Origin of the sequence: Streptomyces sp. NPDC050211 (assembly GCF_040656035.1) — a bacterium.
Taxonomy (GTDB): Bacteria; Actinomycetota; Actinomycetes; order Streptomycetales; family Streptomycetaceae; genus Streptomyces.
The window spans coordinates 1-25426 of record NZ_JBFALC010000012.1; the positions used below are offsets into that span (position 1 = coordinate 1).

A 25426-nucleotide genomic window follows, 5' to 3' on the forward strand; every position below is an offset into this window, starting at 1 on the left:
GAACTCGGGCGCACCAACGACCGGTTCCTCCGCCGCAGTCCAGCGCGTCCCCGTCGTACAACTTGCGCCGCCCCACCGCGGGACCCCCGGCGGGCCCGGCCCGACCGCCGCCGCCCCGGCGAGGTCCCTGCCGGTGACCGCCCCGCAGACGCCGCCGCTCGCGGACCGCTCGGCGTCCACCCACGGATCAGCCCCGGCATCGGCAGGGCCGGTCCCCGTGGTCCGGCCCCGGACCTCCGCACCCCCCGTCCAGCGCGCCCACAGCGCGGACGACTCCGCACTCCCGGGGAGTATGGACAAGGCGCGACCGACGCGCCCCCGGCAGCAGGGCTCCGCAGCCGGTGATCTCGCCGAACCGGCCAAGTCCCGGACGGGGAACGGCCGTTCCGCCTCCGCCAAGCGCACGGCCCAGGGTGCGGAGGCACCGCAGGACCCCGGTATGGACCTGGACGAGCTGGCGCGTCGCCTGATCGACCCGGTGGCCCGGCTGCTGCGTACCGAGCTGCGGCGTGGACGGGAACGTACAGGCCGCCCCTACGACGGACGCCGCTGAGGCCCGGCACGGAACGGATGACGGACGGATGACGGACCAATGACGGACAACATCTTCGCGACGAGCGTGTTCTTCAAGCTCGTGATCGGCGGCAACGACCTGGGCGCGTTCCACACGTGCTCCGGCATGGGCGCCGAGTTCGAGATCGAGACCTATGCCGAGGGCGGCAACAACGGCTTCACCCACAACCTGCCCGGGCGGGTGACCTGGTCGAACATCACGTTCACCCGCCCGGTCACCAAGGACACGGCGAAGATCGCCCGCTGGTTCGACGAGACGCTGAAGCGGGTGGAGCCCAAGGACGGCGAGATCGTGGCGCTGAAACCGGACCTCACCCGGATCATCAGCTGGCAGGTGTTCGGGATCGTGCCGGTGCGCTGGCAGGGTCCGTCCTTCGACCCCAGCAACTCGGAGGCGGCGGTGGAAACCCTGGAGATCGCCCACGAGGGGCTGAGCCCTTCCTGACCCGCCGTCATGAACCGTCCGCCGCCCGAGTGATCGTCCCGGAAAGGAACCCGGCATGCCCAAAACGTCCCGCACCAGTCGGGTCAGGGCTCAGCTGACCCTGAAGGAGCCTCCTGCCTCGGTCGGCGCAAAGCCCGGCGGGACGCTCGCGCGGCTCAACCTCCAGTTCAACCCCTCCACCCTGGAGCTGAGCAAGACCACCGAGTGGCGGCGCACCCCGTCCCGTATGGCGGCGGAGTCGGCGCTGCCCGAGTTCGTCGGCAGTGGCCCGCGCACGCTGAGCCTCGAGGTGTTCCTGGACGCCACCGCCAAGCACGACAACTCCGTGGAGCAGGCGGTGGAGAAGCTGATGAAGGCCTGCGTGCCGACCAAGGCCAGCCTGGGCCGCAAGAAGCCGGCCAGCCCGTGGGTGCGGTTCGAGTGGGGCACCGCGCGGACGACCTCGTTCGACGGGGTGCTCACCAGCCTGTCCGTGACGTACACGCTGTTCGACGTGGACGGCAAGCCGCTGCGGGCCACCTGCCAGCTGTCGATCGAGGAGGCGAGCGTCGGTCCGGCGGGCCAGAACCCCACGTCCGGCGCGCGCACCGCCCGCTCCACGCACACCGTCGTGGCGGGCGACAGCCTGGCGCTGCTGGCCTGGCAGGAGTACGGCGACGCGACGGCCTGGCGGGTCATCGCGGAGGCGAATGACATCGACGACCCGATGACGCTCGTACCCGGCACCGATCTCGTGGTGCCGGCACTGAGCGACGCGGGCGCTGAGGAGGAACAGTGACAGGCGGCGCACGGGACGGCCGGTCCTTCGCGGCGGACCCCATCGTGGAGGCGCCGAGTGAGCTTCCGCCGGTCTGGGCCGCCCAGTTGGTGAGCTGTGTGGTCGACGAGAACGTGGGCCTGCCGGACGCGGCGGTGCTCACCTTCCGCGACCCCGACCACGAGTTCCTGAAGAAGACCGGCATCACCATCGGCACCCCGCTCAAGGTCTCGGTGATGACCGTGACCGGGCAGGCCAAGGAGCGGCTGTTCAACGGCGAGGTGACCGCGCTGGAGGTGGACCGGGACCGCACGGGCTCGTTCACGGTGGTGCGTGCCTATTCCAAGGCGCACCGGCTGCAGCGGGGCCGGAAGGTGGTCGCGTACCGGAACATGACCGCCTCGGCCATCGTCCGCAAGGTGGCCGCCGGGGCCGGGCTGGCCTGCGGCACCGTGCAGGCCGCGCCGGTCACCTACAAGCAACTCTCCCAGGCGAACGTGTCCGACTGGGACTTCCTGCAGTTCCTTGCCGCCGAGAGCGGCGCGCAGGTGCGCGTCGACGACAAGGGGCTGCTGCAGTTCACCAAGCCGACGAAGGCGTCCGGGGCGCCCGCGCCGACGACCTCGGCCGCCAAGAACGCGATGGTGCTGGAGTACGGCCGCAACCTGCTGGCGCTACGGGCCTCCCTGTCGGCCGCCGACGGTGCGCAGCAGGTGGAGGTGCGCGGCTGGGACGTCACCACGAAGCGGCCGTTGGTGTCCCCGAAGGCGTCGGTGACCAGTGACACGGTCGTGCCCGGCCTGAGCCCGGCGCTCGCCGCCCGGTTCGGCAAGTCGTCGAAGCTGACCGTCACCGACACCCCGTACCGCACCAAGGCCGAGACGGTGGCGGTCGCCGACGCGGTGGCCGACCAGGTCAGCGCGGGCTTCGGTGAGTTGGAAGCGGTGGTTGAGGGCAACCCCCTGCTGCGGGCCGGCAAGCCCGTGACGCTCGGCAACGTCGGGCAGGCGTTCTCCGGCAAGTACACGGCGACGGCGGTGCAGCACGTCCTCGAACCGGACGGCGGATACCGCACGACGGTGTGGGTGAGCGCCAGCCCGGACCGCTCCCTGACCGGCCTGGTGACCGGTGCCAACGCGCCGGCCCGCGGCCCGCGCATGCCGGGTCTCGCGATCGGCGTGGTGACGGATGTACGCGAGCTGGGCCGCGCCGAGAGCGGCGCCGTGAAGCTGAAGTTCCCCTGGCTGGACGACACGTACACCACCGACTGGGTGCGCACCGTGCAGTGGGGCGGCAAGGGCGGCGGAGGCGTCGTCAGCCCCGAGGTCAACGACGAGGTCCTGGTCGGCTTCGAACAGGGCCTGCTGGACAGCCCGTACGTCATCGGCGGGCTCTACAACGGCGTCGACAAGCCCTCGCCCCACAAGGTCCCGCTGATCGACAAGACCACCGGCAAGGTCAACCGCCGCTCCATCGTGTCCCGTCTGGGGCACCGGCTGGAGCTTCTGGACGCGAGGGCACCGGGTCTGTCCGGGCTCAGGCTCGCATCCGCGGACGAGCGTCTCGAAATAAAGGTCGACCAGCGGAAGGGCACGATCGAGCTGACCGTGTACGCCGCGAAGGGGGGCGTCCGGCCGCTCAGCTCCGTCGTGCTCGACAAGAAGGGCATCACCGTCGACGCGGGGCGGGGCAACGTGAGCGTGTCCGGCCGGAACGTGGACATCCAGGGCAGGGTCGGGGTGACGATCGGCGGCCGCAAGGTGGACATCAGCGGCACGAGCGTGAACGTCACCGGCCGCACGGGGGTCACCGTCGACGGCGGCCTGCTCGGCGTCCTCAAGGCCAAGCTCATCCGGATCAACTGACCCCCGACTTCACCTTCCCAAGGAGGACCGCATGCCCATGGCAGCCCGTACCGGTGACCAGACCAACCACGGCGGCACGGTCGGCACCCCGCCGCCCGCCGCCGCGAGGTCGGTGGCGACCGTGTGGATCGGCGGCAAGCCCGCCGCCGTCGTGGGCAGCCTGGTCGTCTGCCCGATCCCGCCGCACGCGGCACTCGGACCGGCCAACGTGATCAAGCCCGACCCGAGTTCGCTCACCAAGGGCCAGGTCCTCATCGGCGGCCTCCCGGCCGCACGCCAGCGGGACCAGTCCACGTGCGGCGCGATGATCATGATCGGCGCCCCGAACGTCCTGATCGGGGGCGTGTGATGAGCGAGCGGTCCATTCGGCGTGGCTCTCTGCTCCGGCTGCGGGGCGGGCATGCCGCGTGCGGCGGCGTGATGCTGCTGCCCGGCGGCCCGAACTTCCCTACCGGAGGTGCGTGATGAGTGAGCGGTTCATCGGTCGCGGCTGGGCCTTCCCACTGCGCGTCGGGCCGACCGGGGGGATCGGCATGGTCGAGCGGGAGCGGGAGATCGAGGAGGCGATCCGGCTGGTGCTCGGCACCGCGCCGGGTGAGCGCCCCATGCGCCCCGAGTTCGGCTGCGGCATCCACGAGTACGTCTTCGCCCCCGGAGACGGCGCCACCGCCGGACGTATCGCCCAGCAGGTGCGCGAGGCCCTGGAGCGGTGGGAGCCGCGCATCGCCGTGGAGGACGTGATCGTCGCCTTCGACGCCGTCGAGGACGGCACCCTCTACATCGACGTGCACTACACACTGCGCTCCACCAACGACCGGCGCAACCTGGTCTTTCCCTTCTACACGATCCCCTCCGAGGAGGGGGCCGAGGAATTGGTCGCGGACTGATGGCGCTGCCCTCCCCCAACCTGGACGACCGACGGTTCCAGCAACTCGTCGACGAGGCGAAGCGGTATGTGCAGCAGCGCACGCCGGAGTGGACCGACCACAACGTCTCCGACCCGGGCGTCACCCTGATCGAGACGTTCGCCTACATGGTGGACCAGCTGCTGTACCGGCTGAACCGGGTCCCGGACAAGAACTACACCGCGTTCCTGGACCTGTTGGGCATCAGCCTGTTCCCGCCCGCCGCCGCCTCGGCCGACGTCGACTTCTGGCTGTCGGCACCGCAGCCCGACACCGTCGCGCTGCCCGCCGGCACCGAGGTGACCACCGCGGGCGGCGAGAGCGACGAGCCCGTTGTGTTCGCGACCAGGGACGAACTGCGCATCGTGCCCAGCGAGTTGACCCGCCTGGTGACCGCGCCAAAGACCGGTGAGCAGACCGACATGACCGGCACGCTCGCCGACGGCCAGGACATCCCCTGCTTCCAGGCCGCACCGGAGCCGGGCGACGCCCTGCTGTTCGGCCTGCCGACGGCGGTGCCGCGCTGCATCGTCGCGGTGCGCCTGGACAGCCGCGTAGAGGGCGTCGGCGTGGACCCGCGCCAGCCCCCGCTGGTGTGGGAGGCGTGGGACGGCAGCGGCTGGCAGCTGTGCGAGACCAGCACGGACACCACCGGCGGTCTGAACCGGCCCGGCGAGGTCATCGTGCACGTACCGGCCGGGCACACCGCGTCGGTGATCGGCGGGACCCGGGCCGGCTGGCTGCGCTGCCGGGTCACCGAGGCGGAGCCGGGCCAGCCGTTCTACTCGGAGTCCCCGACGGTGCGCGAGGCGGAGGTGTTCACCGTCGGCGGCACCATGTCCGTCGAGCACGCCGAGACCGTCACCGACGTACCGCTCGGCACCTCCGAGGGCGTCGCGGGACAGACGTTCCGGCTCGGCCGCCCGCCGGTCCTCCTCGACGGCGAGCCCCCGGTGGTGGAGGTGTCCTCGGCCGAGGGCTGGCAACGCTGGGACGTGGTCGACCACTTCGGCCGCTCCGGCCCCGCCGACCGGCACGTCCGCGTGGACGCCACCAACGGCGAGTTCGCCTTCCCGCCGGTGCTGCGCGAACCGGACGGCACGATGCGCCCGTGCGGCGCCGTACCGCCCAAGGGCGCCCACATACGCGTCGCCCGCTACCGCACCGGCGGCGGCCCCGCGGGCAACGTCGCCCGCGGCGCGATCTCCGTGCTGCTCAGCTCCGTTCCGTACATCGCCCAGGTCACCAACCGGGAGGCGGCACGCGGCGGCGTCGCGGGCGAGACGGTGGAGAACGCCAAGCTGCGGGCCCCGGACGTGCTGCGCATGCAGGAGCGCGCGGTGACCGCCGAGGACTACGAGATCATCAGCCGCCAGGCAGCGCCCTCGGTACGCCGGGTCCGCTGTCTGCCCGCGGCCGAGGAACCGGGCGCGGTACGGGTCCTCGTCGTGCCGGACGCCGTGGCCGACGAGGGCGACGACCGCCTCCGCTTCGAGCAGCTGATCCCCTCCGACCAGGTACTGGAGGCCATCACCGCGAGCCTCGACGAGCGCCGCCTCATCGGCACCCGCCTCGTCGTCGAGCCGCCGGTCTACCAGGGCGTCACCGTGGTGGCCCGGCTCGCGACGGCAGCCGCCGACACCGACCGCGTCCGCGACGCCGCCCTCGACGCCTTGTTCCGCCACCTCAACCCGCTGAGCGGCGGCCCGGACGGCACCGGCTGGCCCTTCGGCCGGCCCGTCCAGTACGGCGAGATCTTCGGCATCCTCCAACGCGCCACCGGCAACGCCCTGGTCGAGGAGATCCTCCTGTTCCCCGCCGACCCCATCACCGGCCGCCGCGGTGCCCCGGCGGACCGCATCGACGTGGCCGCGGGCGCGCTCGTCTTCTCCTACCAGCACCAGGTGGTCGTGACGGCGATGGACGCGGAGGGGCGGGGATGAGCGGGGTCGTCGTGGCCGATACCGCCGTAGCGCCGGAGGTACGGGGATGAGCCGCCGCGCCGCCGTACCCGGCCTGCCGAGCCGCTTCCCCATCGGTGAGCAACTGCCCGCGCTGTACGCCGACGACGACTTCGCGCAGCGCTTCACCGCCGGCCTCGACACCGTCCTCGCCCCGGTGTTCGCGACCCTCGACAACCTCACCTCGTACCTCGACCCCCGGGTCACGCCCGTCGACTTCCTGGCCTGGCTGGCGTCGTGGGTGGGCGCCGCCGACGACCCCCAGTGGCCCGTGGAGCTTCGCCGCGAGGCGGTCGTCCGCGCGGTGGAGCTGCACCGGTGGCGCGGCACCAGACGCGGTCTGGCCGAGGCCCTCCAACTCGCGCTCGGCGCGCACTGCGACGTGACCGGCGACGGCGGTTCGTGGTGGTCGAACACCGCCGGCACCGACCTGCCGCCCCCGCCCGCCGCCGAGATCCTGGTCCGCGTCTGGCCGGGCCGCGAGGCGCGGGTGGACTCGGCCAGGGTCCGCGAGATCGTCCGGGCCATGTGCCCGGTGCACACGGCATTCCGGGTGGAGGTCCTCCCCGGCCCGCCCGCCGACGAAGGGAGGTGACGCCATGCGCGCATGTCCCGCGTGCGGGGCGTCCAACGGCTCGACGGACGACTTCTGCGGCAACTGCGGCGCGTACTTGGGCTGGTCGGAACCGGCCGCTCCAACCCCGAGCATGCCCTCACCGACGCCACCCTCGCGGACGCCACCGGAGTCCACCGCACCGCCAACGCCGACCGCGCCGACGCCGACCGCACCCCCGGAGCCTCCGGCACCCGCGTCCGCAGCACCTCCGGAGCCTCCGGCACCCGCGCCCGCGGCACCCTCCGCGGACGAGCCCGAGTCCGCCGCACCTCCCCGCCCCTCGTCGTTCCGCGCCCGGCTGACCGGCCTCGGCCGCGGCGAGCCGAGGAGGCCGAGCACGACGCCGCCCGCGGACACCGGCTCCGGCGCCGACCCCGGCCAGGACGAGCGGACGAACTCCCCAGCTCAGTCTGGGCCGGACGAGGTCAGCACCGGGTCCGCCGCCCCGGCGCCGGGCTCGGCCACGAACGGGACGACCGCTGACGCAGGCGCCGACGAGCCCCGCCGCACCAACGACGCTCCCCCTGCCACGCCTGCAACACCCCCCACCACTCCACCCGTTCCTCCAACAGCACCCGTCCCCCCAACAGCCCCCGCGCCCCCCGCCCAACGCATCCCCCGCCCCCGCACCCCCGCCGCCTCCGAGTCACCGGACCCGGACGCCATCGTGCCCGTGCGCCCCGCGAAGCCCGTGGCCGCGCGTCCTGTCGTACGGCCCGTGGCCGTGCCGGACGAAGGGGCGGGCGTGCCGTGTCCGGCGTGTGGGACGCCGAACCTGCCGGAGCGCCGGTTTTGCCGGCGCTGTGCGGCCGAGTTGAGGCCCACGGCGAAGGCGGCCCCGCTGCCGTGGTGGCGGACGGTGTGGCCGTTCCGGCGCCGGGTGCGGGCGAGTTCGGGCGGGATGACGCGGTTCCTGGTGATCCTGCTCGTCGTGCTGGCGCTGTGCGCGGGCGGCTTCCTGCTGATGCCGGCCGGACGCGCCCTGATCGAGGACACCCGGGACAAGCTGGGCAAGGCCAAGCCCGTGACGCCGGCGAGCACCGAGGCGAGCGCGTCGGTGCCGGGGCACCCGGCGAAGAACACCACGGACGGGCTGAGCAACCGCTACTGGGGCGCGCCCGCGACGGGGGCCTCGGTGACGTACACCTTCCGCAAGCCGTTCCGGCTGGTCGACGTGATCATCACCAACGGCGCGTCGAAGGAGCCGGAGAAGTACGCCCTCCAGGCGCGCGCGCTCCAGGTGGACCTGGAGGTGACGGCGGAGGACGGCACCACGCACAAGAAGGAACTCACCCTCAGCGACAAGCCGGGCGACCAGACGATCGCCACCGGGTACAGCGATGTGCGGAAGGTACGGCTGGTGCTGCGGTCCGCCGTCGGACTCGCCCAGGGCCGTCATCTGGCCCTGGCGGAGGTGGAGTTCTTCCAGCGGGGCTGACGCGCGGGGCAGACGGGCGGACGGGCGCGGGGCCCGCCGGTCCGCCTACGGCCGTGTCTGCTTGGGCCCCTTCAAAGTGTCCGCGGCGTGCTTGGGTCCCCGGGACGAGAACTGGCCGACGAGTTCACGGAAACAGACCAGGGCGGTGATCGGCGGAATCCCGACGATGACCATCGCGAGCAGAGAATGCGGGGACTGGCCGATGCACAGGGCGACCGCCGTGCCGGAGGAGATCAGCATCACCACCCAGGACCGCCGGGCGGTGCGGTGCTGAACGGATGCCCGCAAGATCGATAAACCGGCCACCAGCCACGGTCCGTACACGGTGAGCGGCCACCATTGCGCCAAATTCTCAGAGACCACCAGCAGGGCAATGGTGCGCAGTTGGTCATATGAATAGGAGATCGACCAGTACAACATCGTCACCGCGCACATGGTGATTATGGCCACCAAGATCGCAACGGTGATCACCCGCGGATTTCCGGTGAAGAGCTGAATCCCCGGACGGGGCCGGCGTCGATTCACTGGGCGGCGTGGGCGCCGGTGGCTGTCCAGCGGGGGAGGGACGGGATCCACGCTGGGCGTCGTACTGAGCATCTGCGCCAGCTCCTGGTCCAGATCCCAGCCGTCCGACGGGATCCCGGGGTCGGAGAGCTGCCACAGGTGCTGGGCCTCGAGCGGCTGAGTGTCCTCAGGCTTCTGGGTCGTCACCGCATAGAGCAGGTTCTCGTCCTGAATCCTGTCCATTGATCCACTCCTTCCTCCGGCTCAGGCTGTTTCATCCAGAGTGTGAGCCTCGGGCTGAAGCGGGGACTGTGGTGGCGGTGTCAAGCCCGTCCAGCGTAGCCCGCAGATATTCACTTTTGATGCTGCTGATCGCTTCAAGGAAGTCCTCGAACAGGTCCGAGCAGTGCGGGTGAGCCTCTTCTGCATGCCTTTCCTCCCAAGTCACGTCCACCTAACGAGCGTCCCAGGGCGCTAGGCATCGGGCATTCGGGGGAATATTGGCCAGCGGCGATTATTTATGGATCGGACTAAGATTCAGAGTTACTGAAATTCTGAAGATCTACGCGTGGCAGTTCGAGATCGTAGTTCGAGATCATTCACGGAACCCGTCCCGCACGGCGTTGAAGACGGGGCGGTACGTGTCCCATTGGGCGTCCGGGGCCGAGAGGTAGATGTCGTACTCCCGGCCGCCTGCCGAGCCGTAGCCCAGGTCGATGGCGCGGAAGGCGCGGGCGCGGCCCTGGAAGGTGAACTCCCATACCGCGGCCGGCTGGTCCCGGAACGTCGTCTTCTGCATGCGCAGCCTGCGGTACGACGTCGGGTAGTTGACCTTGGTGTTCGCCTCGATGTCCTTGAAGTGCTCCACGGGGTGCGAGCCCGCGGGGTCCACCACGCCGACGGTGACGCCGGCCAGGCCGGTCGGGTCGACGTACGTGACCTCGCCGCCCCCCGCCTTCTTCTGCTTCCAGCCGTCCGGCACGGGGAAGGAGACGCCGAGTTGCTTGGCGTGGACCAGGCGGTAGCCGTCGGGGACGGGCGAGGGCGTGGCCGCCGGCGCGCTGGTCGCCGCGCCGGGCCGCCGGGCGTCCGGCGTGCCGTCGTCGCTCGACGTGACGTAGAGGGTGCCGCCCACGGCCGCCACGGCCAGGACGGCGGCCACCGGCACGAGGACGCGCGAGACCCGCTTGCGGCCCCGAGTGCTGCCTTCCGGCGGTGACGGGGGAGGGGGCGGGGTCGGCGCAGTCGCGGATGTCGGGGGCGTCGGGGATATCGGAGACGTCCGTGCCGTGTCCGGGGCGCCGACCGGGACCTCCTGGGCGACGGCGGTCGACACCGTGGCCGTCGGGCCGCCGGACCAGGTGGCCCGCAGGGCTCGTTCCGTCTGTTCCGCCGTGGGCCGGTCCTCGGGGTTCCGGGACAGCAGGACCTCGATGAGCGGTTCCAGCGGACCGGCCTGCCGCATCGGCGCGAAGGGCTCGACGGCGATGGCGTACGCCGTCTCCATGGGGCTGTCGCGGCGGTACGGCGGACGTCCCTCGACGGCCTGGTACAGCGTCGCGCCCAGCGACCACAGGTCGGAGGACGGGCCGGGCTTCTGGCCGCGGATCCGCTCCGGGGCCATGAAGTCGATGGAGCCGACCATCTCCCCGGTCTGCGTGAGCGTCGACGTCCCGGCGGTCTGCGCGATGCCGAAGTCGGTCAGGACGACCCGGCCCCCGGCGCCGAGCAGGACGTTGCCGGGTTTGATGTCGCGGTGCAGGACACCGGCGGCGTGCGCGGCCCGTACGGCGGCGATCATGCCGAGGCCGATCCGCGCCGCCTCCTCTGGCGGCAGGGTCCGGCCGCCCTTGAGGAAGTCGCCGAGGGTGGGGGCGGGGACGTACTCCATGACGATGCAGGGCCGGCCGTCGTCCTCGACGACGTCGTGCACGACGACCACGTTGGGGTGGACGACCCGGGCGGCGCTCCGTGCCTCGCGGCGGGTGCGCTCGTACAGGGTCGCGACCTCGGCGTCGGACAGATGCGGCTGCGTGTGGAGCTGCTTGAGCGCGATCTGCCGGGCGAGCACCTCGTCCTCGGCCCGCCACACCGTGCCCATGCCGCCGCGGCCGACGCGCTCGACGAGCCGGTACCGCCCGGCGACGAGCCGCCCCTCGTCCGACACAGCCTTCTCCTCCGCCTTGCTCAGCCCCCCTCGCCACTTCGCCATGCACACTAACCGACTATGTCAACATCTCTGCCCCTGTGATCACCGAGGCGGCGAGCGCCTCCATGCGCCGCGGCCCGCGAGGTCAGCGGTAGGCGCGGAGGAACGCGTCGACCCCGTCGGCGATGATCGCGAGGATCTCCGAGTCCGCCGCCGTGCTCTCCTCGCCGTCGTCCCGCAGCGCGTCGACGGCGAGGAGGACGGTGAGGGCGGTGAAGTGCTGTACGGCGCGGTGGGGATCGGCGGTCCGGATCTCGCCGTCCGCCGCCAGTTGAGCGAACCGCTCCTCCAGCATCCGCTCCGGTCGCTCACGAACCGCCTCCGGGAGGCGTGGTGCCGACCGCCCCTGCGAGGTCAGCCGGCGGAAGGTGACGTAGTCCGAGGAGGGGAACGCCTCCGTCGTCACGCGTGACGCGAAGGCCAGCAGCGCTTCGCGCAGGTCGCGTTCCGCCACGAGTTCCTGCTCGATCGCCGTGCGGACGGTGGCCGACAAGGCATCGGTGACGCGGGTGAGGACGGTCGCGAAGAGGGTCTGTTTGTCGCCGAAGTGGTCGTAGACGGTGCGCTTTGACACTCCGGCGCGGGCGGCGATGGCGTCGACGCTGGTGAGCTCGTATCCGTCGGCGACGAACAGGGCCTCGGCAGCGCTCAGGATGGCCGCCCGCTTGTTCTCGGACCGCTGCCTGCGACCAGGGGTTTGAACGGTCGCTCTCGTCGTCGCCATGCACGCAGCCTACCTTTACGGCGAATTGAAACTGCACGGTGTAGTTTACTTTTCGGGGCGCACACGTGACTGCTGGAAGGAGCGCACGTGCCTGCTGAAGAGGAACGGTCGGCGTCCAGGTCGATCCGGGCGGACGGCCTGACCAAGCGATACGGAAGCAAGACCGCGGTGAGCGAGCTGTCCTTCACCGCGGAGCCCGGCGTGGTCACCGGATTCGTCGGGCCGAACGGAGCCGGCAAGAGCACGACCCTGCGGATGCTGCTGGGGCTGACCCGGCCCACGCGGGGCACCATCACGATCGGCGGCCGCCACATCACCGACCTCGCCGACCCGGCGCGCACAGTCGGCGCGCTCCTGGACGCCCGCGCGGTCCATCCGCGGCGCACCGCGTCCGACCACCTCCTCGCCCTCGCGCGGACGGCGGGCCTGGGCGGCGAGCGAAGCGAGATGGGGGTCCCCCGGCCGAAGGCTGGGGGAGGGTCGACGAGGTGCTCGACCTCGTGGGACTGACGGACGCGGCCACGCGCCGCGCGGGCGAGTTCTCCCTGGGGATGCAGCAGCGCCTGGGCATCGCGGCGGCCCTCCTCGGCGACCCCGGGGTGCTGGTGTTCCACGAGCCGCTCAACGGCCTGGACCCCGAGGGCATCCGGTGGCTGCGCACCCTGATGCGCGAACTGGCCGCCGAGGGGCGCACCGTCCTGTTCTCCAGCCATCTGATGTCCGAGATGGAGCCGACCGCGGACAGCCTCATCGTCGTAGGACAGGGCAGGCTCATCGCCGAGTCGACGCTCGAGGACTTCGTGGCGGCCCGTACGACGCGGACGGTCGTGGTCCGGGCGGCCGAACTCCACGAACTGGCACGGGCGCTGAGCCGAGCGGGCATCGCATACGACCGGACAGCGGGCCCCCGTCTCCTCGTCACCGGGGTCGACTCGTCCACGGTCGGCAAGATCGCCGCCGTCGAGGGGATCGCCCTCGACGAGCTGACGCAGGTCCGCGAATCCCTGGAGGACGTCTTCCTCCGGCTCACCCATGACGTCACCGAGTACGAAAGCCATGCGGCATGAACATCCTCCGCTCCGAATGGACCAAGCTCCGCAGCGTCCGCGGCACCTGGATCGCGGCCCTGAGCACCGTCGCCGCCGGTACGGCCCTGAGCGTGCTCGGAGCGTCCGACGTGCTCGGTACGTCGCCCTCCGACCTGCCCGCCGACTGGGATCCGACCGCGACCGCCTTCAAGGGGTTCCTCTTCGCGCAGCTCGTCATCGGGATGCTCGGCGCGCTCGGCGTCACATCCGAGTACGCCACCGGAACGATCGGCACCAGCCTCACCGTCGTACCGTCGCGGTCCCATCTGCTCGCGGCGAAGACCGCCGTCGTGGCGGCCGTCGCGCTCGCCACCGGCCTCGTCACGACGCTCGTCAGCTTTACGGCCGTACAGGCGATGCTGAGCGGTTCCGGTCTGCCCGCCGCGGGCGTCGGCGATCCCGGTGTCCTGGGCGCGCTCGTCGGCGGCACGGTCTATCTGGCGCTCATCGCCCTCATAGGGGTGGCCGTCGGCGTGCTGACGCGGTCCACCGCCGGGAGTCTCGCCGTGCTCGTCGGCGCGACCCTCCTCGTCCCCGCCATCGCTCCGGGCCTGCCGGGCGCGATCGGCGACTGGTTCGCCCGGTACTGGCCCGTCACCGCAGGCCAGGCCGCCTACACCGTGGTCCCGGCCGACGGGGCGGTCGCTCCCGGCCTCGGGCTCGGCGTCCTGGCCGTGGCCGCCGCGGGTGTCGTCATCGCAGGCCACACCGCCCTTCGCGTCCGCGACATATGAGGCCGACATCTCCTGGAAGGACCCCATGACCGACGTACCCCACACCGACGTCCTCATCATCGGAGCCGGTCCCACCGGCCTCACCCTCGCGTGCGATCTCGCCCGGCGCGGGATCGCCCACCGCATCGTCGAGCGGGACCCGGTGCCGAACCGTGCCTCGAAGGCGAAGACCATCCAGTCCCGCTCCCTCGAAGTGCTCGACGACCTGGGCGCCGTGGAGCACGTCCTGCGGCGCGGAGTCGCCGGGCTTCCCGTGAGGTTCCATGAGCCGAGCGGCAGGGTCGTCGACCGGCCGGCGATCTCGGTCCGGGCGAAGGAGTCGTTCTCCACGCCGTATCCCGACGCGCTCTGGATCGGCCAGTTCGACGTCGAGCACGCTCTGCGGGAACGGCACCAAGAACTCGGCGGACAGGTCCTGTTCGGCACCGAGGCGATCGGCCTCGAGCAGGACGACATCGGCGTCACCGTCACCCTGCGCGCACCGGACGGCATACGGACCGTCCGTGCCCGTTACGTCGTGGCGGCGGACGGCGGCAGAAGCGGCACCCGGGGACTCCTCGGGCTCCCCCTGATCGGCGAGACGTACGAGCGGCAGCGCTGGTACCTCGGTGATGTCACCGGACCCGACCTCGACCGCGAGCACATGCACATCTGGCCGTCCGAGCACGGCATGCTCGGCCTCACGCCGCTCCCCGGCAGCGAGTTGTGGCAGTTCCAGAGCCCGATCCTGCCCCACACAAACCCGGGCATCCCGTCACTCGACTTCTACCAGCGGCTGTTCGACGAACGCGCCGGCGCGGGCACCGTCGTACTCAAGACCGCCACCTGGCTGTCGGTGTACCGGGTGAACGTCCGCATGGTGCGGGACTACCGCAAGGGCCGCGTCCTGCTCGCCGGGGACGCCGCCCATGTGCACTCGCCCGCCGGCGGCCAGGGCATGAACACCGGTATCCAGGACGCCTACAACCTCGGCTGGAAACTCGCCGACGTCATCGAGGGCGCCGAACCGGACCTGCTGGATACCTACGCCGCCGAACGCATCCCGGTCGCCCGCCGGGTCCTGGCGTCGAGCACCGACAAGATGCGGAGGTTCACCGAGCAGGCGGGCCGTGGCAGTGAGAACGGACTGGGCGCGGCACTCTCGAGCATCGCCGACGGCGAGACGACCACCGGACTGGGCATCCACTACCGCACGGGCCCGCTCGCCGGGCCCGGCCCGCAGCCCGGCGACCGGGCACCGAACGTCAGCGGGCTCAAAGGCACGCGCGCCACCGCCGGCCTCTTCGACCTGCTGCGGGGACCGCACTGGACCCTGCTCGTCTACGACCGTCCCGAACCCTTGGTCATCGACGGCACCGACCCGGCCCGCCTGCGGGTGCGCCTCATCAGCCGGTCGGACGACACCGAGGGCGAGTTCCGAAGCGTCTATCAGCCGCACAGGGGCGAACTCATCCTCATCCGGCCCGACGGACACATCGCGGCCCGCATCCCGGCTGGCCGGGAAGCGGAGGCTGCCGACCACCTCGGCCGGTTCAGGGAGTTGACGTGACATCCCGCCTCCCCACACGCGGTACCGAGGCGCCGAGCGGCGACCGGCACACCGCATGGACCCCGCGGCTCGTCCGCCGGGTGGCCGTCCTGATGCTGGTGAACGTCATGGTGGACACGGTCATCGGGGCACCGCTCCTCGTGCTGCCCGAGATGCTCGACCACTTCGGCACCGACCAGGCGGCATGGCTCAACGCCAGCGCGATGCTGGCAGGAGCGATGTGGGCGCCGCTGCTCGGGAAGAGCGCCGACCTCCACGGGACGCGCAGAGTGCTCGTGACGGCCCTGCTCCTGTGCGGCGCGGGCGCCCTCCTCTGCCTGATCGCCCCCAACATCTGGGTGTTCATCGCCGGACGGCTGCTGCAGGGCGCGGCCGTGGGCGCCATGTTCCTCTCGGTCGCGCTCATCCGGCAGATCTGCGCTCCCCGGATCGCGATGACGGCCGTGGGCGTCGTGACGTCCGGCTCGGCGATCCTCGGTGCGGTCTCGCCGTTCCTCTTCGAGGCCCTGGCCGAGGAGTTCGGCTTCCGCAGCGTGTTCGTCGTCTCCGCGATGGTCGCGGCCGTCACGGCGGTGTGCGTACGTGGTCTGCTGCCCGAGTCCCCGGTCAGGACCGGCGGCCGGCTCGACGTCGTCGGGGCGGTGTTGCTCGGCGGAGGTCTGGCGGCGGTGCTCAGCTATGTGAGCCTCGGGTCCGAGTACGGCTGGTTCAGTGCGGGCCCGCTGGCGCTCCTCGTCGGGGGAGCCGCCGTACTGGCCCGTTGGGTCGTGGTCTCACGGCGGACCCCGGAGCCGGTGATCGACATCGGGAACTTGAGCAGACCACTGGTGCTCACCCTCCTCGTCGTCCTCCTCTCCACCGGCGCCTACCAGAGCATGCTCCAGCTGCTCAGCCTGATCGCCGACATCGCCCCCGCCGACGGACTCGGCTACGGACTCGCCGACCAGGGCACGCTGGGCCTGCTGTTCGCCCTGCCGTCGATCGGCATCATGGCCGGCGGCACGCTGGCCGGCTGGCTGGCGTCCCGCATCGGACCGGCGTCGACGCTGGCCGGCGGGGTGGCGATCGGCATGCTGGCCACCTTCGGGATGTACCTGTCGATCTCACACTTCCCCGCCGCCGTCGTCTTCGCCGGCCTCCTGGGCTTCACCGCCGGAGCGATCGTGACCTCCGCCTTCAACATGGCCACCAGCACGGCACCGCCCGAGTCACAGGGCGTCGTGACCGGCCTCGTCCAGGTCATGCTCGCGATCGGCTCCGTGCTGATGAACATGGTGGGCGCGGCGGTCCTCACGTCCACCACCGTGGTCGTGGACGGTGCCGAGGAGAACTCGGCCGCGGGCGTGCACGGCTACATCGGGATCGCGGCGGGTTCGTTCGTGGTCGCCACGGTGGTGTCGGCCGTGCTGGCGCGCCGACGCGCATGACCGCCGAGAGGGAAATGGAGGCACTCGGCGCACCCGCACGTTGACTTGATCAGGCGGTGGCCAGCCGCCAGATCTGCGTCGCGGTCTGCTCGGCGGACTCGGTCGGCGGGGGATCGTTCGGGAGCTGGGCGGGGACGGTCGTGTTCTTCTTCTCGCCGGGCTCGTCGGCGAAGAGGGCGAGCGTCAGGGTGAGCCGGGAGTCCAGGGCGGTGGACCATACGGTCCGGCGGGTGATCCCGCCGCCCGCTCCGGCCGTGAAGAAGACCGGCGAAGGCTTCCGGGCGGCGGGATCGGCGGCGGGATCGAAAGGCACCACCACCCCTTTGGCCGCCTCTGCCGCCCGGGAACTCTCCTTGCTCCCGTACATCTGAGCCTTCACCATGAACGCGTCCCCTTCGTTCAGCGCCCGCTGTGTGCCGGAGCGTGCGGTGTAGACGTCCCGGCCGTCCCGGGTGATCTTCGTGACGGTGTACGGGGCCGCGTACACCCCGTTCGCCGCCACGGTCGCGTACGCCGAGGCCAGCTTCAGCGGGGTGGGCGCCGGGTTCTTCGGCAGCGTGGCCAGCGGCGTGCCGAACAGGACCTTGCCGAAGGGCTCCAGCGCCGCCCCCGCCTCCACCGCGCCGCCCACCGCGTCGTTGAACGGCTGCCGGGCGTAGTCCGACCCCCCGTACAGCAGCCGCACCGCCCCGTCGCCGGGCTCGATCGCCACGACGGCGGTGTGCAGCCGGGTGCCCTTACGGCCCTTGAGGTCCTTCACCAGCTCGGTGGTGGCGTCCTGGAGCGCCAGGTCGAAGGTGGTGTGCACGGTGTAGCCGCCGCGCGCCAGCTGGTCCTCGGTGATGCCGAGCCGGTCGGCGGCCTCCTCCGCGGCCACGTCGATCATGTACTGCCGCTGCCCCTCGGTCGTCCCCGGCGGATAGAAGCGGAACGCCGGGAAGGCGGCCTCGGCGCGCTCCTTCGCCGTGATGCTGCCGCTCGCCGCCATCGCGTCGAGCACCCACTCCCAGCGGTCCCTGAGCTTCGCGGTCACCTTGGGATCCGAGCCCGCCTTCTCGTAGTACGACGGGATGTTGACGATCGATGCCAGGGCGGCGGCCTGCGAGACCGTCAGGTCCCGGGTGTCCACGTCGAAGTAGTTGCGCGCGGCGGCCTGGATGCCGGCGGCGCCCCGGCCGAAGTACACCGTGTTGAGATAGCCCGCCAGGATCTCGTCCTTGGAGCGGGTGCGGTCGAGCTTGATCGCGATCAGCGCCTCGCGTGCCTTGCGCGACAGCGTCTGCTCCGGGCTGAGCAGCGCGTTCTTCACGTACTGCTGGGTGATGGTGGAGCCGCCCTGCGGCGCTCCGCCGGTCAGCGAGGCCACCACCGCGCGGGCGACGGCGCGCGGCGAGACGCCGTTGTCCGTACGGAACGAGCGGTTCTCGGCCGCGATCACCGCGTCCTGGACATACCGCGGCACCTGCGACAGAGGTACCTCCTGGCGGTCGACGGGACCGCGCCGGCCCAGATAGGAGCCCTTGTCGTCGATGAAGACCGTGCTCTGCGTGACGGTCTCCGGATGCGGCTCGGGAATCTCCGTCAGCTGGTACGCGACCACCGCGGCCGTGCACAGCGCCGCGGTCAGCGCCAGGAAGGCGATGCTCAGCCGGCGCAGCAGGCGGCCCCGCGTGCGGCGGAGGCGGAGGCGGAGCGGGATGCGCAGACGGAGACGGTGCGAGCCCGCCGGGCGTTTCCCACGCCGAGGAGCGGCGGGCGTTTCCTGAGCGGTGGGGGGTTCGTGCACGGGAGGCCTTTCAGAAGGGGCGAGCGCCAGGAGTGGGGCGAGTGGTGGCCATCGGGCTTCACCCGTCACCGCCGGACCGCGCGACGACCTTGCCGCCCGCGTCGTACACCGTGACCATCGGACCTCCCTCGACATAGCTCGCCTTCAACTCCGCCGTCGACAGCGCCGCGGGCGCATACCAGACGCCCCAGCCCGGGCTGCCCGCCAACGTGAGGACGCTTCCGGTGACTTCACGGCCGTTGACGGTCACCTCGACAAGAGCCGGGTCGGCGGACAAGCCGTAGTAGAGGCCCGACAGGAAGTACGCGCCCTTCACCGGCTCCGGCCGCACCGAGACGCCCGGCTGTCGCCTCTCGGTGCTGTTCTCGGGAAGGCGGCTGAACTGGTTGGGCCCCTGCGCCGTCGACCAGTGCCGTCCGTCGGCGGTCAGCCAGACCTGCACCCCCGGCACGGCCTTCACCCGCTCGCCGGGCGCGACGACCCGTATGGGGCTCGACCCCATGCCGACAGCTTCGGCGCCCGACTCGCCCGCGCCGCCGTCGCCCCCGATCCGGTTGGTCGCGAACAGGGCGGTCGGGGCGAGCAGCAGCGCGCAGACGGCCGCGACCACGCCGACACGGCGGCGGCGCAGGGCCCGGCCCCGCTCCTCAATGGCACCGAGCTGTACGGCGAACGGGACGGCGCTTTCGGTGACTTCGGCACCCTTGAGGACGTCGGCGGCTTCGGCGAAGAGCCCGCGCAGCCGCTCGGCGTCGCCCCCGAGGGCCGCCAGTCCGCGCCGGGCATGGCTCCTGACCGCGCCGGCCGAACAGCCCAGCGTCTGGGAGACCTCCGTCTCGCCGAGCCCCTCCCAGTGCAGCATCACCAGCACGGCCCGCTGCCGCGCGGACAACGCCCCCAACCCCTCCTGGGCCCGGGCCTTGCGGCGATGCGCCCGGCGCAGATGCTCCCGGACGAGGGAGCGCCGTACATAGAAGTCCACGTCGTCCCGCGGTATCCGGCGCCACCGCGCGCACACCCCCACCAGCGTGTTCCGCACCAGCTCCGCCGCTTCGCGAGGATCGCCGCAGAGCAGCAGCGCGGTGCTGACCAGCCGGGGCCGGCCCGCACGCGCGTACGCGGCGAAGCCGATGTGAGGCCCGCGAGCGGGCCAGTGGATCCGGAGACTCGAGTTCATCGTCTTTCCTGTGGGGCGTGTTCCGATGTACGCGACCTACGGGACCTGTACGCACCACTGGGGCGACCAGGTTGCACGGAATCCAAAACTCCGGTGGGGGTATGACCGAGGACGAGTTCGACGCTTTCTACGCGGCCACGTTTCCCCGGCTGACCGGCCAGCTCGCCGCGTTCACCGGGGATCGCGAGGAGGCGCAGGAAGTGGTTCAGGAGGCGTTCGTACGGGCCTGGAGCCGGCGTAAGAGCTTCCTCGCGGATGAGGCGCCCGAGGCGTGGATCCGCACGGTGGCCATGCGGCTGGCGGTCAGCCGCTGGCGCCGGGCCAAGCGCTGGCTGGAACTGGTGCGCCGTACGCCGCCGCCCGAGTTCACGCCGGGACCCGGCCCCGACCGCACGGCGCTCGTCGCGGCGCTGCGCCAATTGCCCAAGGTCCAGCGGATGGCGATCGTCCTGCACCATCTGTGTGACCTGAGTGTCGAGCAGGTAGCCTCCGAGACGGGTGCGCCCGTGGGGACGGTCAAGGCCAGACTGGCCCGGGGGAGGGCCGCGCTGGCGAAGCATTTGGCCGTGGACGAGGCAGAGACAGAGGCCGAGACAGAGGCAGAGGCCCACGCGAACGGACCGGTGCGGAAGGAGAGCGGCCGTGTCGGATGAACGCTCCACCCCATCGTCCGCCGAACTCTCCACCGTGCTCCACGAGTTCGCCGAACGTCACGAGACCCCTCCGGTCCTCTCCGGCGCCGACGTCCGAGGCCGTGCCGTCCGCCGGGCGCGCCGCCGCAGGGCAGGCGCGCTGGCCGCGGGTACGTCCGCCCTCGCCCTGGTGGCCTTCGCGCTGACCCTTGACCCCGCGGGGGAGGGGAACCACCGCCAGGTCCCGGCCGCCACGCCCGCCGTCCCGTCACCACCCCCTGCCACCTCCGGTGAGCCGACCCCTGCCCTGCCCACCTCCGGCACGGTCGACCTCGACCGGCTCACCCTGACCGTCGGGAAACGGGTCATGACGATGACGTCGGGCGTCGCCGACAGCTCCGGGCCGGTGGGGCCGCTGACCGTGTACAGGAAGCTCGACAACACGGCTCTGCCCGTCATCAACCCGACCGACGGAACCCGCTACAACACGGACGTCTCACTGGCCGTCGAACTGCGCGACGCCGACAACCAGCCGTTCTACGTAGGCGCGATCCTCGCCTACGAAACGAAGGGCATCGGCAAGTACGACACCACCAGCGGCTGGGTCAGTCTGGACGCGGCCGACGCCAAGTGGTTCTTCACCAGCGTGAAGACCGGCAGCTCCTTCTCGGTCATCGGCTCCGCGTCCGCAGTCCGGCCGGTCGCCACACCGAAACTCACGCGCACCGTTCCCGCCCGGCCCAACAGGACAGAACAAGAAGGGAGTTGAACATGGACGCACAGGGCACGGCCAAGCTGCTGCGCGCGATCAGCGACGAGCTGTCCGACCGTTTCTACGAGCGGGCCGACGTGGTGCGGACCCTGGTGGTGACCCTGCTGGCCGGACAGCACTCACTGGTGCTCGGCCCGCCCGGAACGGCGAAGTCGGAGATGGCCCGGGAACTGACCGGCAGGGTCGAGGGGGCGTCGTACTGGGAGATCTTGCTGTCGAAGTTCACCGCGCCGACAAGGATGTTCGGCCCCATCGATGTCGCCGCGCTGGCCCAGGGTGAGTACCGCCAGGTCTACGACGGCCGCGCCACGACCGCGCACATCGCGTTCATCGACGAGATCTTCAAGTGCTCCACGGCGGCGCTGAACGAGACGCTGGGCTATCTCAACGAGCGGATCTACCACCCCGAGAGCGGCGGCGAGCCGATCCGCTGCCCGCTGATCGGGGCCATCACGGCCAGCAACGAACTGCCCAGCGCGGAGGACTCCGCCGCGATCTACGACCGTCTGCTGGTCCGGATCGAGGTCGGCTATCTGGAGGACCCCTCCAACTTCGCCGCCCTGGTCCGCTCCGCCGTCAGCCGCCCGGCTCCACCGACCCGGACCACCGTCGAACTGGCCGCGTTGCAGCACGCCGTGACCGAGGCTGTCCCCGCCGTGGACGTCTCCGACGCGATCGTGGACGCCGTATGCACGCTGCGGGCCGCCCTGCGCCGCAAGGAACTCGTCGTCTCCGACCGCCGCTGGCGGCAGGCGGTGGGCCTGCTCCAGGCGTCCGCGTACCTCGACGGGCGCCCGGCGGTCGCCGAGAACGACCTGTCGGTGCTGACCCATGTGCTGTGGGACTCCCCTGCCGAACGCCCCACCGTCGAGCGCGAGGTGCTGCACCTGGTCAACCCCGACGCCAAGGAGGCGCTCGACCTGGCCGACGTCGTCGACGAGTTGGAGGCCCAGCTCGACGCCATGGCCGGGCAGTCCCGCGAGGCGCTGAGCGAGTGGGTCATCAAGAAGGCCCACAACCAGCTCGCCACCGCGGGCAAGCGGCTGGAGAAGCTGCGCGAGGAGGCGGTGACCGCCGGCCGCTCCACCACCGCCATCGACCGGGTCACCGCCCGCCAGCGCGCCGTCCGCGCCCGCGTCCTCACCGAGGCACTCGGCGTGGACGCGAGCATGGTGCAGGCCCAGCTCTGAGCACGCGGGGGAATCAGGACCATGGCCAACACACCCCGCACGCTCGCTGAGTTGGCGAGCCAAGCCGGGAAGTGGCTGGACGGCCTCCCCGCCGCCGCTCCCGAGCGGCACACCGCGGCCGTGGTCGCGGACCGGTTCGACCGGTTCACCTGGCGCGACACCTACGAGCAGTCCGCCGGGCTCCGCGACCTGGCCGAGGAACTGATCCAGCGCTACGACGACACCGCCACGGACCTCCTGACCGACGTGTTCCTGGCCGCGTACAAGGTCGGGCCGCGGGTGCGCGAGCGCGCGGAGATGGACCCCTCCCGGCTGGTCAACCACCAGGTCATCACCGCACTGATGGAGTCACCGGAGTTCGCCGAGCTGCACCGGGAGACGGCCGGCGACCCCTACGCCGCCGCCATGGCCGTACTCGCCCAGGCCGCCGCACTGCGCGGGATGCTGGAGCGCACCAGGGACGACCGGGAACGGGCCGAGCAGGCGAAGAAGGCCCAGCAGGCCGCCGTAGACGCGGCGACCGCCGTGGACGAGGCGCTCCAGCAGGCCGCGGACGGGGCCGACGAGGACGGCACGGTGTCGCCCGCGGACGCCGACGCCGTACAACGGGCGATAGAGGCCGCGGAGGCTGCTGAGCGGGAGGCCGCGCAGGCCCTCGGGGCGGCGGCGGTGCCCGGCATCCGTGCCGCCGCGCGGAACGCCGCGGCACAGGCCGTCGAGGCCGTTCGGGGGGAGGCAACGCTGATGCGCGCGTGGGGTGTTGGCCCCGGTGAGCTGGAGCGGATGCCGTTCGAGCAGCGCGCCCGGCTCGCCGAGCGGCTGCGCACCGGCCGTCTCGCCCAGTGGGCCGAACTGATCGGCCGTTTCCGGCAGATGGCGAGCGGCGAGCGCGCCCGCAAGATGGAGAACACCGCCGGTGAACTGATCGGCGTCACGCTCGGCGACGACCTCTCCCGCGTCATCCCCTCCGAGCTGGCCAGCCTCGGCCTGCCAGAGCTGCGTGCGGTCTTCGCCGCGCGCTACGCCGCCGGGGAGCTGATGCTCTACGACAGCCAGGGCGAGCAGACCACCGGCCAGGGCGCCGTCATCGCGTGCGTGGACACCTCGCACTCCATGTACGAGGCGGGGCCCGGCGGCATCACCCGGGAGGCGTGGGCCAAGGCGTGCGCTCTGGCCCTGCTGGACCAGGCCCGCCACGCGGGGCGCGACTTCGTCGGCATCCTGTTCTCCGCCGCCGACAAGCTCCAGATCTTCCGCTTCCCGGCCGACGGGCCCGCCGACATCACCCGGACCCTCGACTTCGCGGAGACCTTCCTGGGCGGCGGCACCAGCTACCAGCGCCCCCTGTCAGCCGCCTTGGAACTCCTGCGGGACGAGTTCAACGACGCCACCCGTACACGCGGCGACATCGTGATCCTCACCGACGACGACTGCGGCGTCACCGAGCAGTGGATGCGCGACTGGAACGACTCCAAGCACCTCCTGGATTTCCGCCTCTTCGGCATCGCCGTCGGCACCCCACGCGTCGCCGCCTCCGACTCCGTCCTGCACGCCCTGTGCGACAACCTCCGCTCCATCGACGACCTCACCGACGTCCACGCCGCCGCGGATCTCTTCCGCGTGATCTGACGACGGCCGTAGTCCTGACGAGGGCCGTAGTCCTTACGATGGCCGTAGTTCTTACGAAGGCCGTAGTCCTTACGAGAGCCTGACGCGGCCGTGAAACCGCTCTCCCCCGTCTGCCCCACGGGCAACTCTGGTCCCGTCCGCCGCCGGCCCGCGGTGGCGGCCCGAGCCCCGAGGAGTGGCACATGAGCAGGCACACCAGGCGCAGGTCCCCGCTACAGGTCCGGCTGTTCACGGCCGGGGCCGGCGTCGTCGCCGTCGCGGCGGCGGTCGCGACGGTGAGTGTCGCCTCGGCGGACCAGCCCGGCGGCCGGGCCGCGCAGCCGCTCAGGGCCGGGGCGGAGAACGCCGTGTTCGTCCAGGGCAACGAACTCGACGGCAACACCATCCACGCCTTCAAACGCGGCAACGACGGCACACTCAGCGCCGCCGGCCGCTACGCCACCGGCGGCAAGGGCGGCGACCAGATCGACGCCCCCACCGACTCCCTCGCCTCGCAGGGCTCCCTCGTCTACGACGACACCTCGGGCCTGCTGCTGGCGGTCAACGCGGGCAGCGGCACCGTGACCTCCTTCCAGGTCGACGGGCAGAAGCTGACGCGCCGCCAGGTGGTCGACTCCGGCGGTGACTTCCCGGCCTCCATCGCCGTGCACGGGAACCTCGCCTACGTCATGAACGCGGGCGGCGCCGGCAGCGTCCAAGGTTTCCGGATCACGGCCAAGGGGCTGAAGCCCCTGCGCGACGCGCACCGCTCCCTGGGCCTGGACAACGACAAGGTCCCGCTGTTCTCCAGCTCACCCGGCCAGGTCGCCTTCACCCCGGACGGCCGGGCCCTGGCCGTGACCACGAAGTCCTCCAACACCATCGAGGTCTTCCCGCTACGGTCCGACGGTCGCCCCGCACCCCGGCCGGTGGTCAACGACTCCGCCGGGGGCGTCCCGTTCGCGATCACCTTCGACAAGGGCGGCCGGATGCTGGTGGCCGAGGCCGAGAAGTCGACGGTCAGCACGTACAAGGTGCGAGCCGACGGCCACCTCAAGGTGGTCCAGCGACCCCTGGCCAACGGCCAGGACACGCTGTGCTGGCTGGAGCGCGCCGGCGACTTCTTCTACGGCGGCAACACCGGCAACTCCACCGTCACCGGCTACCGCACCGACGCCCGCGGCCGGCTCGCCCTCACCAACGACGTCGGCGTCGCCACGCCCCCGTCGGCCAAGTCCCAGGGCGTCATCGACCTGGCGGTGACACAGGACGAGAAGTTCCTCTACGTGCAGAACGCCGTCTCCGGCACCGTCGACGGCTTCCGTATCGGCCGGAACGGCTCCCTCACCAAGGTCACCACCGCCACCGGACTGCCCGCCTTCGCCGACTCCGGCATGGAGGGCATCGCCGCGGTGTAAGGGAAAGCGGCCACCGCGGCGCCGACGCCCCGGACACCTCGTCCGGGG

At 71.6% G+C, this 25426-nt stretch carries 22 protein-coding genes and 3 pseudogenes; 20 read left to right on the plus strand and 5 right to left on the minus strand.

Annotated features, from left to right (window positions below):
* The 10 genes and pseudogenes from AB0I98_RS15060 to AB0I98_RS15105 all read left to right on the plus strand — a co-directional run.
* A pseudogene (locus tag AB0I98_RS15060) lies at positions 1-553 on the plus strand (hypothetical protein); the annotation flags it as partial.
* A gap of 39 nt (positions 554-592) precedes the next feature.
* Positions 593-1018, plus strand: a complete 426-nt coding sequence (locus AB0I98_RS15065; RefSeq protein ID WP_210573025.1) for a phage tail protein — start codon at positions 593-595, stop codon at positions 1016-1018.
* 55 nt (positions 1019-1073) lie between these two features.
* Positions 1074-1796, plus strand: a complete 723-nt coding sequence (locus tag AB0I98_RS15070) for a LysM peptidoglycan-binding domain-containing protein (RefSeq protein WP_362940770.1) — start codon at positions 1074-1076, stop codon at positions 1794-1796.
* The gene (locus AB0I98_RS15075; RefSeq protein ID WP_362940773.1) at positions 1793-3640 is read left to right on the plus strand and encodes a VgrG-related protein; all 1848 of its coding nucleotides are present in this window, start codon (positions 1793-1795) and stop codon (positions 3638-3640) included. Before AB0I98_RS15070 ends, AB0I98_RS15075 begins: the two co-directional genes overlap by 4 nt.
* A 31-nt stretch (positions 3641-3671) precedes the next feature.
* Positions 3672-3989, plus strand: coding sequence for a PAAR domain-containing protein (locus tag AB0I98_RS15080; RefSeq protein WP_362940776.1), 318 nt, complete (start codon positions 3672-3674; stop codon positions 3987-3989).
* Between the two features lie 115 nt (positions 3990-4104).
* Positions 4105-4527, plus strand: coding sequence for a GPW/gp25 family protein (locus tag AB0I98_RS15085; RefSeq protein ID WP_362940779.1), 423 nt, complete (start codon positions 4105-4107; stop codon positions 4525-4527).
* Positions 4527-6488 (plus strand): putative baseplate assembly protein, encoded by a 1962-nt coding sequence (locus AB0I98_RS15090; RefSeq protein ID WP_362940782.1) that lies wholly within the window; start codon positions 4527-4529, stop codon positions 6486-6488. The genes AB0I98_RS15085 and AB0I98_RS15090 overlap by 1 nt, the downstream gene beginning before the upstream one ends.
* A 46-nt stretch (positions 6489-6534) precedes the next feature.
* Entirely contained in the window at positions 6535-7101 is a 567-nt protein-coding gene (locus tag AB0I98_RS15095; protein ID WP_362940785.1) for a phage tail protein, read from the plus strand.
* Positions 7102-7113: 12 nt separating this feature from the next.
* A complete protein-coding gene (locus AB0I98_RS15100) occupies positions 7114-7605 on the plus strand; it encodes a hypothetical protein (RefSeq protein ID WP_362940788.1) in 492 nt (163 codons plus the stop codon).
* 190 nt (positions 7606-7795) lie between these two features.
* Entirely contained in the window at positions 7796-8560 is a 765-nt protein-coding gene (locus AB0I98_RS15105; RefSeq protein ID WP_362940791.1) for a zinc ribbon domain-containing protein, read from the plus strand.
* A 45-nt stretch (positions 8561-8605) separates the two neighbouring features.
* Here the strand turns inward: AB0I98_RS15105 and AB0I98_RS15110 are convergent, their stop codons facing one another.
* From AB0I98_RS15110 to AB0I98_RS15120, 3 genes are all read right to left on the minus strand, one after another.
* Entirely contained in the window at positions 8606-9307 is a 702-nt protein-coding gene (locus AB0I98_RS15110; protein ID WP_210579600.1) for a DUF2637 domain-containing protein, read from the minus strand.
* Between the two features lie 352 nt (positions 9308-9659).
* Complete coding sequence (locus AB0I98_RS15115; RefSeq protein WP_362940794.1) at positions 9660-11276, minus strand: serine/threonine-protein kinase; 1617 nt, start codon at positions 11274-11276, stop codon at positions 9660-9662.
* Positions 11277-11358: 82 nt separating this feature from the next.
* Complete coding sequence (locus tag AB0I98_RS15120) at positions 11359-11997, minus strand: TetR/AcrR family transcriptional regulator (RefSeq protein WP_362940797.1); 639 nt, start codon at positions 11995-11997, stop codon at positions 11359-11361.
* A 201-nt stretch (positions 11998-12198) separates the two neighbouring features.
* Here AB0I98_RS15120 and AB0I98_RS15125 point away from each other — a divergent pair.
* The 5 genes and pseudogenes from AB0I98_RS15125 to AB0I98_RS15145 all read left to right on the plus strand — a co-directional run.
* Positions 12199-12336 (plus strand): annotated as a pseudogene (locus AB0I98_RS15125) (ATP-binding cassette domain-containing protein); the annotation flags it as partial.
* A gap of 23 nt (positions 12337-12359) precedes the next feature.
* Positions 12360-13064, plus strand: a pseudogene (locus tag AB0I98_RS15130) (AAA family ATPase); the annotation flags it as partial.
* Positions 13061-13819 (plus strand): ABC transporter permease, encoded by a 759-nt coding sequence (locus AB0I98_RS15135; RefSeq protein ID WP_362940800.1) that lies wholly within the window; start codon positions 13061-13063, stop codon positions 13817-13819. The pseudogene AB0I98_RS15130 and the gene AB0I98_RS15135, both read left to right, overlap by 4 nt.
* Before the next feature lie 25 nt (positions 13820-13844).
* Positions 13845-15368 carry an FAD-dependent monooxygenase gene (locus AB0I98_RS15140; RefSeq protein ID WP_362940803.1) on the plus strand — a complete coding sequence of 508 codons (1524 nt, stop codon included), beginning with the start codon at positions 13845-13847 and terminating at the stop codon, positions 15366-15368.
* Positions 15365-16795 carry an MFS transporter gene (locus tag AB0I98_RS15145; RefSeq protein ID WP_362940806.1) on the plus strand — a complete coding sequence of 477 codons (1431 nt, stop codon included), beginning with the start codon at positions 15365-15367 and terminating at the stop codon, positions 16793-16795. The genes AB0I98_RS15140 and AB0I98_RS15145 overlap by 4 nt, the downstream gene beginning before the upstream one ends.
* A gap of 49 nt (positions 16796-16844) precedes the next feature.
* Here AB0I98_RS15145 and AB0I98_RS15150 read toward each other — a convergent pair whose 3' ends face one another.
* Both AB0I98_RS15150 and AB0I98_RS15155 read right to left on the minus strand, forming a co-directional pair.
* The gene (locus tag AB0I98_RS15150) at positions 16845-18581 is read right to left on the minus strand and encodes a transglycosylase domain-containing protein (RefSeq protein WP_362940809.1); all 1737 of its coding nucleotides are present in this window, start codon (positions 18579-18581) and stop codon (positions 16845-16847) included.
* Positions 18582-18639: 58 nt separating this feature from the next.
* Positions 18640-19758, minus strand: a complete 1119-nt coding sequence (locus tag AB0I98_RS15155) for a sigma factor-like helix-turn-helix DNA-binding protein (protein WP_362940812.1) — start codon at positions 19756-19758, stop codon at positions 18640-18642.
* A gap of 101 nt (positions 19759-19859) precedes the next feature.
* Between AB0I98_RS15155 and AB0I98_RS15160 the strand changes: the two genes are divergently transcribed.
* From AB0I98_RS15160 to AB0I98_RS15180, 5 genes are all read left to right on the plus strand, one after another.
* Positions 19860-20411: a SigE family RNA polymerase sigma factor gene (locus tag AB0I98_RS15160; protein WP_362940815.1), complete on the plus strand. Its 552-nt coding sequence runs from the start codon at positions 19860-19862 to the stop codon at positions 20409-20411.
* The gene (locus AB0I98_RS15165; protein ID WP_362940818.1) at positions 20401-21159 is read left to right on the plus strand and encodes a L,D-transpeptidase; all 759 of its coding nucleotides are present in this window, start codon (positions 20401-20403) and stop codon (positions 21157-21159) included. The genes AB0I98_RS15160 and AB0I98_RS15165 overlap by 11 nt, the downstream gene beginning before the upstream one ends.
* 2 nt (positions 21160-21161) lie before the next feature.
* Positions 21162-22352, plus strand: coding sequence for an AAA family ATPase (locus AB0I98_RS15170; RefSeq protein ID WP_362940821.1), 1191 nt, complete (start codon positions 21162-21164; stop codon positions 22350-22352).
* A 21-nt stretch (positions 22353-22373) separates the two neighbouring features.
* Entirely contained in the window at positions 22374-23981 is a 1608-nt protein-coding gene (locus AB0I98_RS15175; protein WP_362940824.1) for a VWA domain-containing protein, read from the plus strand.
* A gap of 182 nt (positions 23982-24163) precedes the next feature.
* Positions 24164-25378: a beta-propeller fold lactonase family protein gene (locus AB0I98_RS15180; protein ID WP_362940827.1), complete on the plus strand. Its 1215-nt coding sequence runs from the start codon at positions 24164-24166 to the stop codon at positions 25376-25378.
* The last annotated feature ends 48 nt before the right edge of the window (positions 25379-25426 follow it).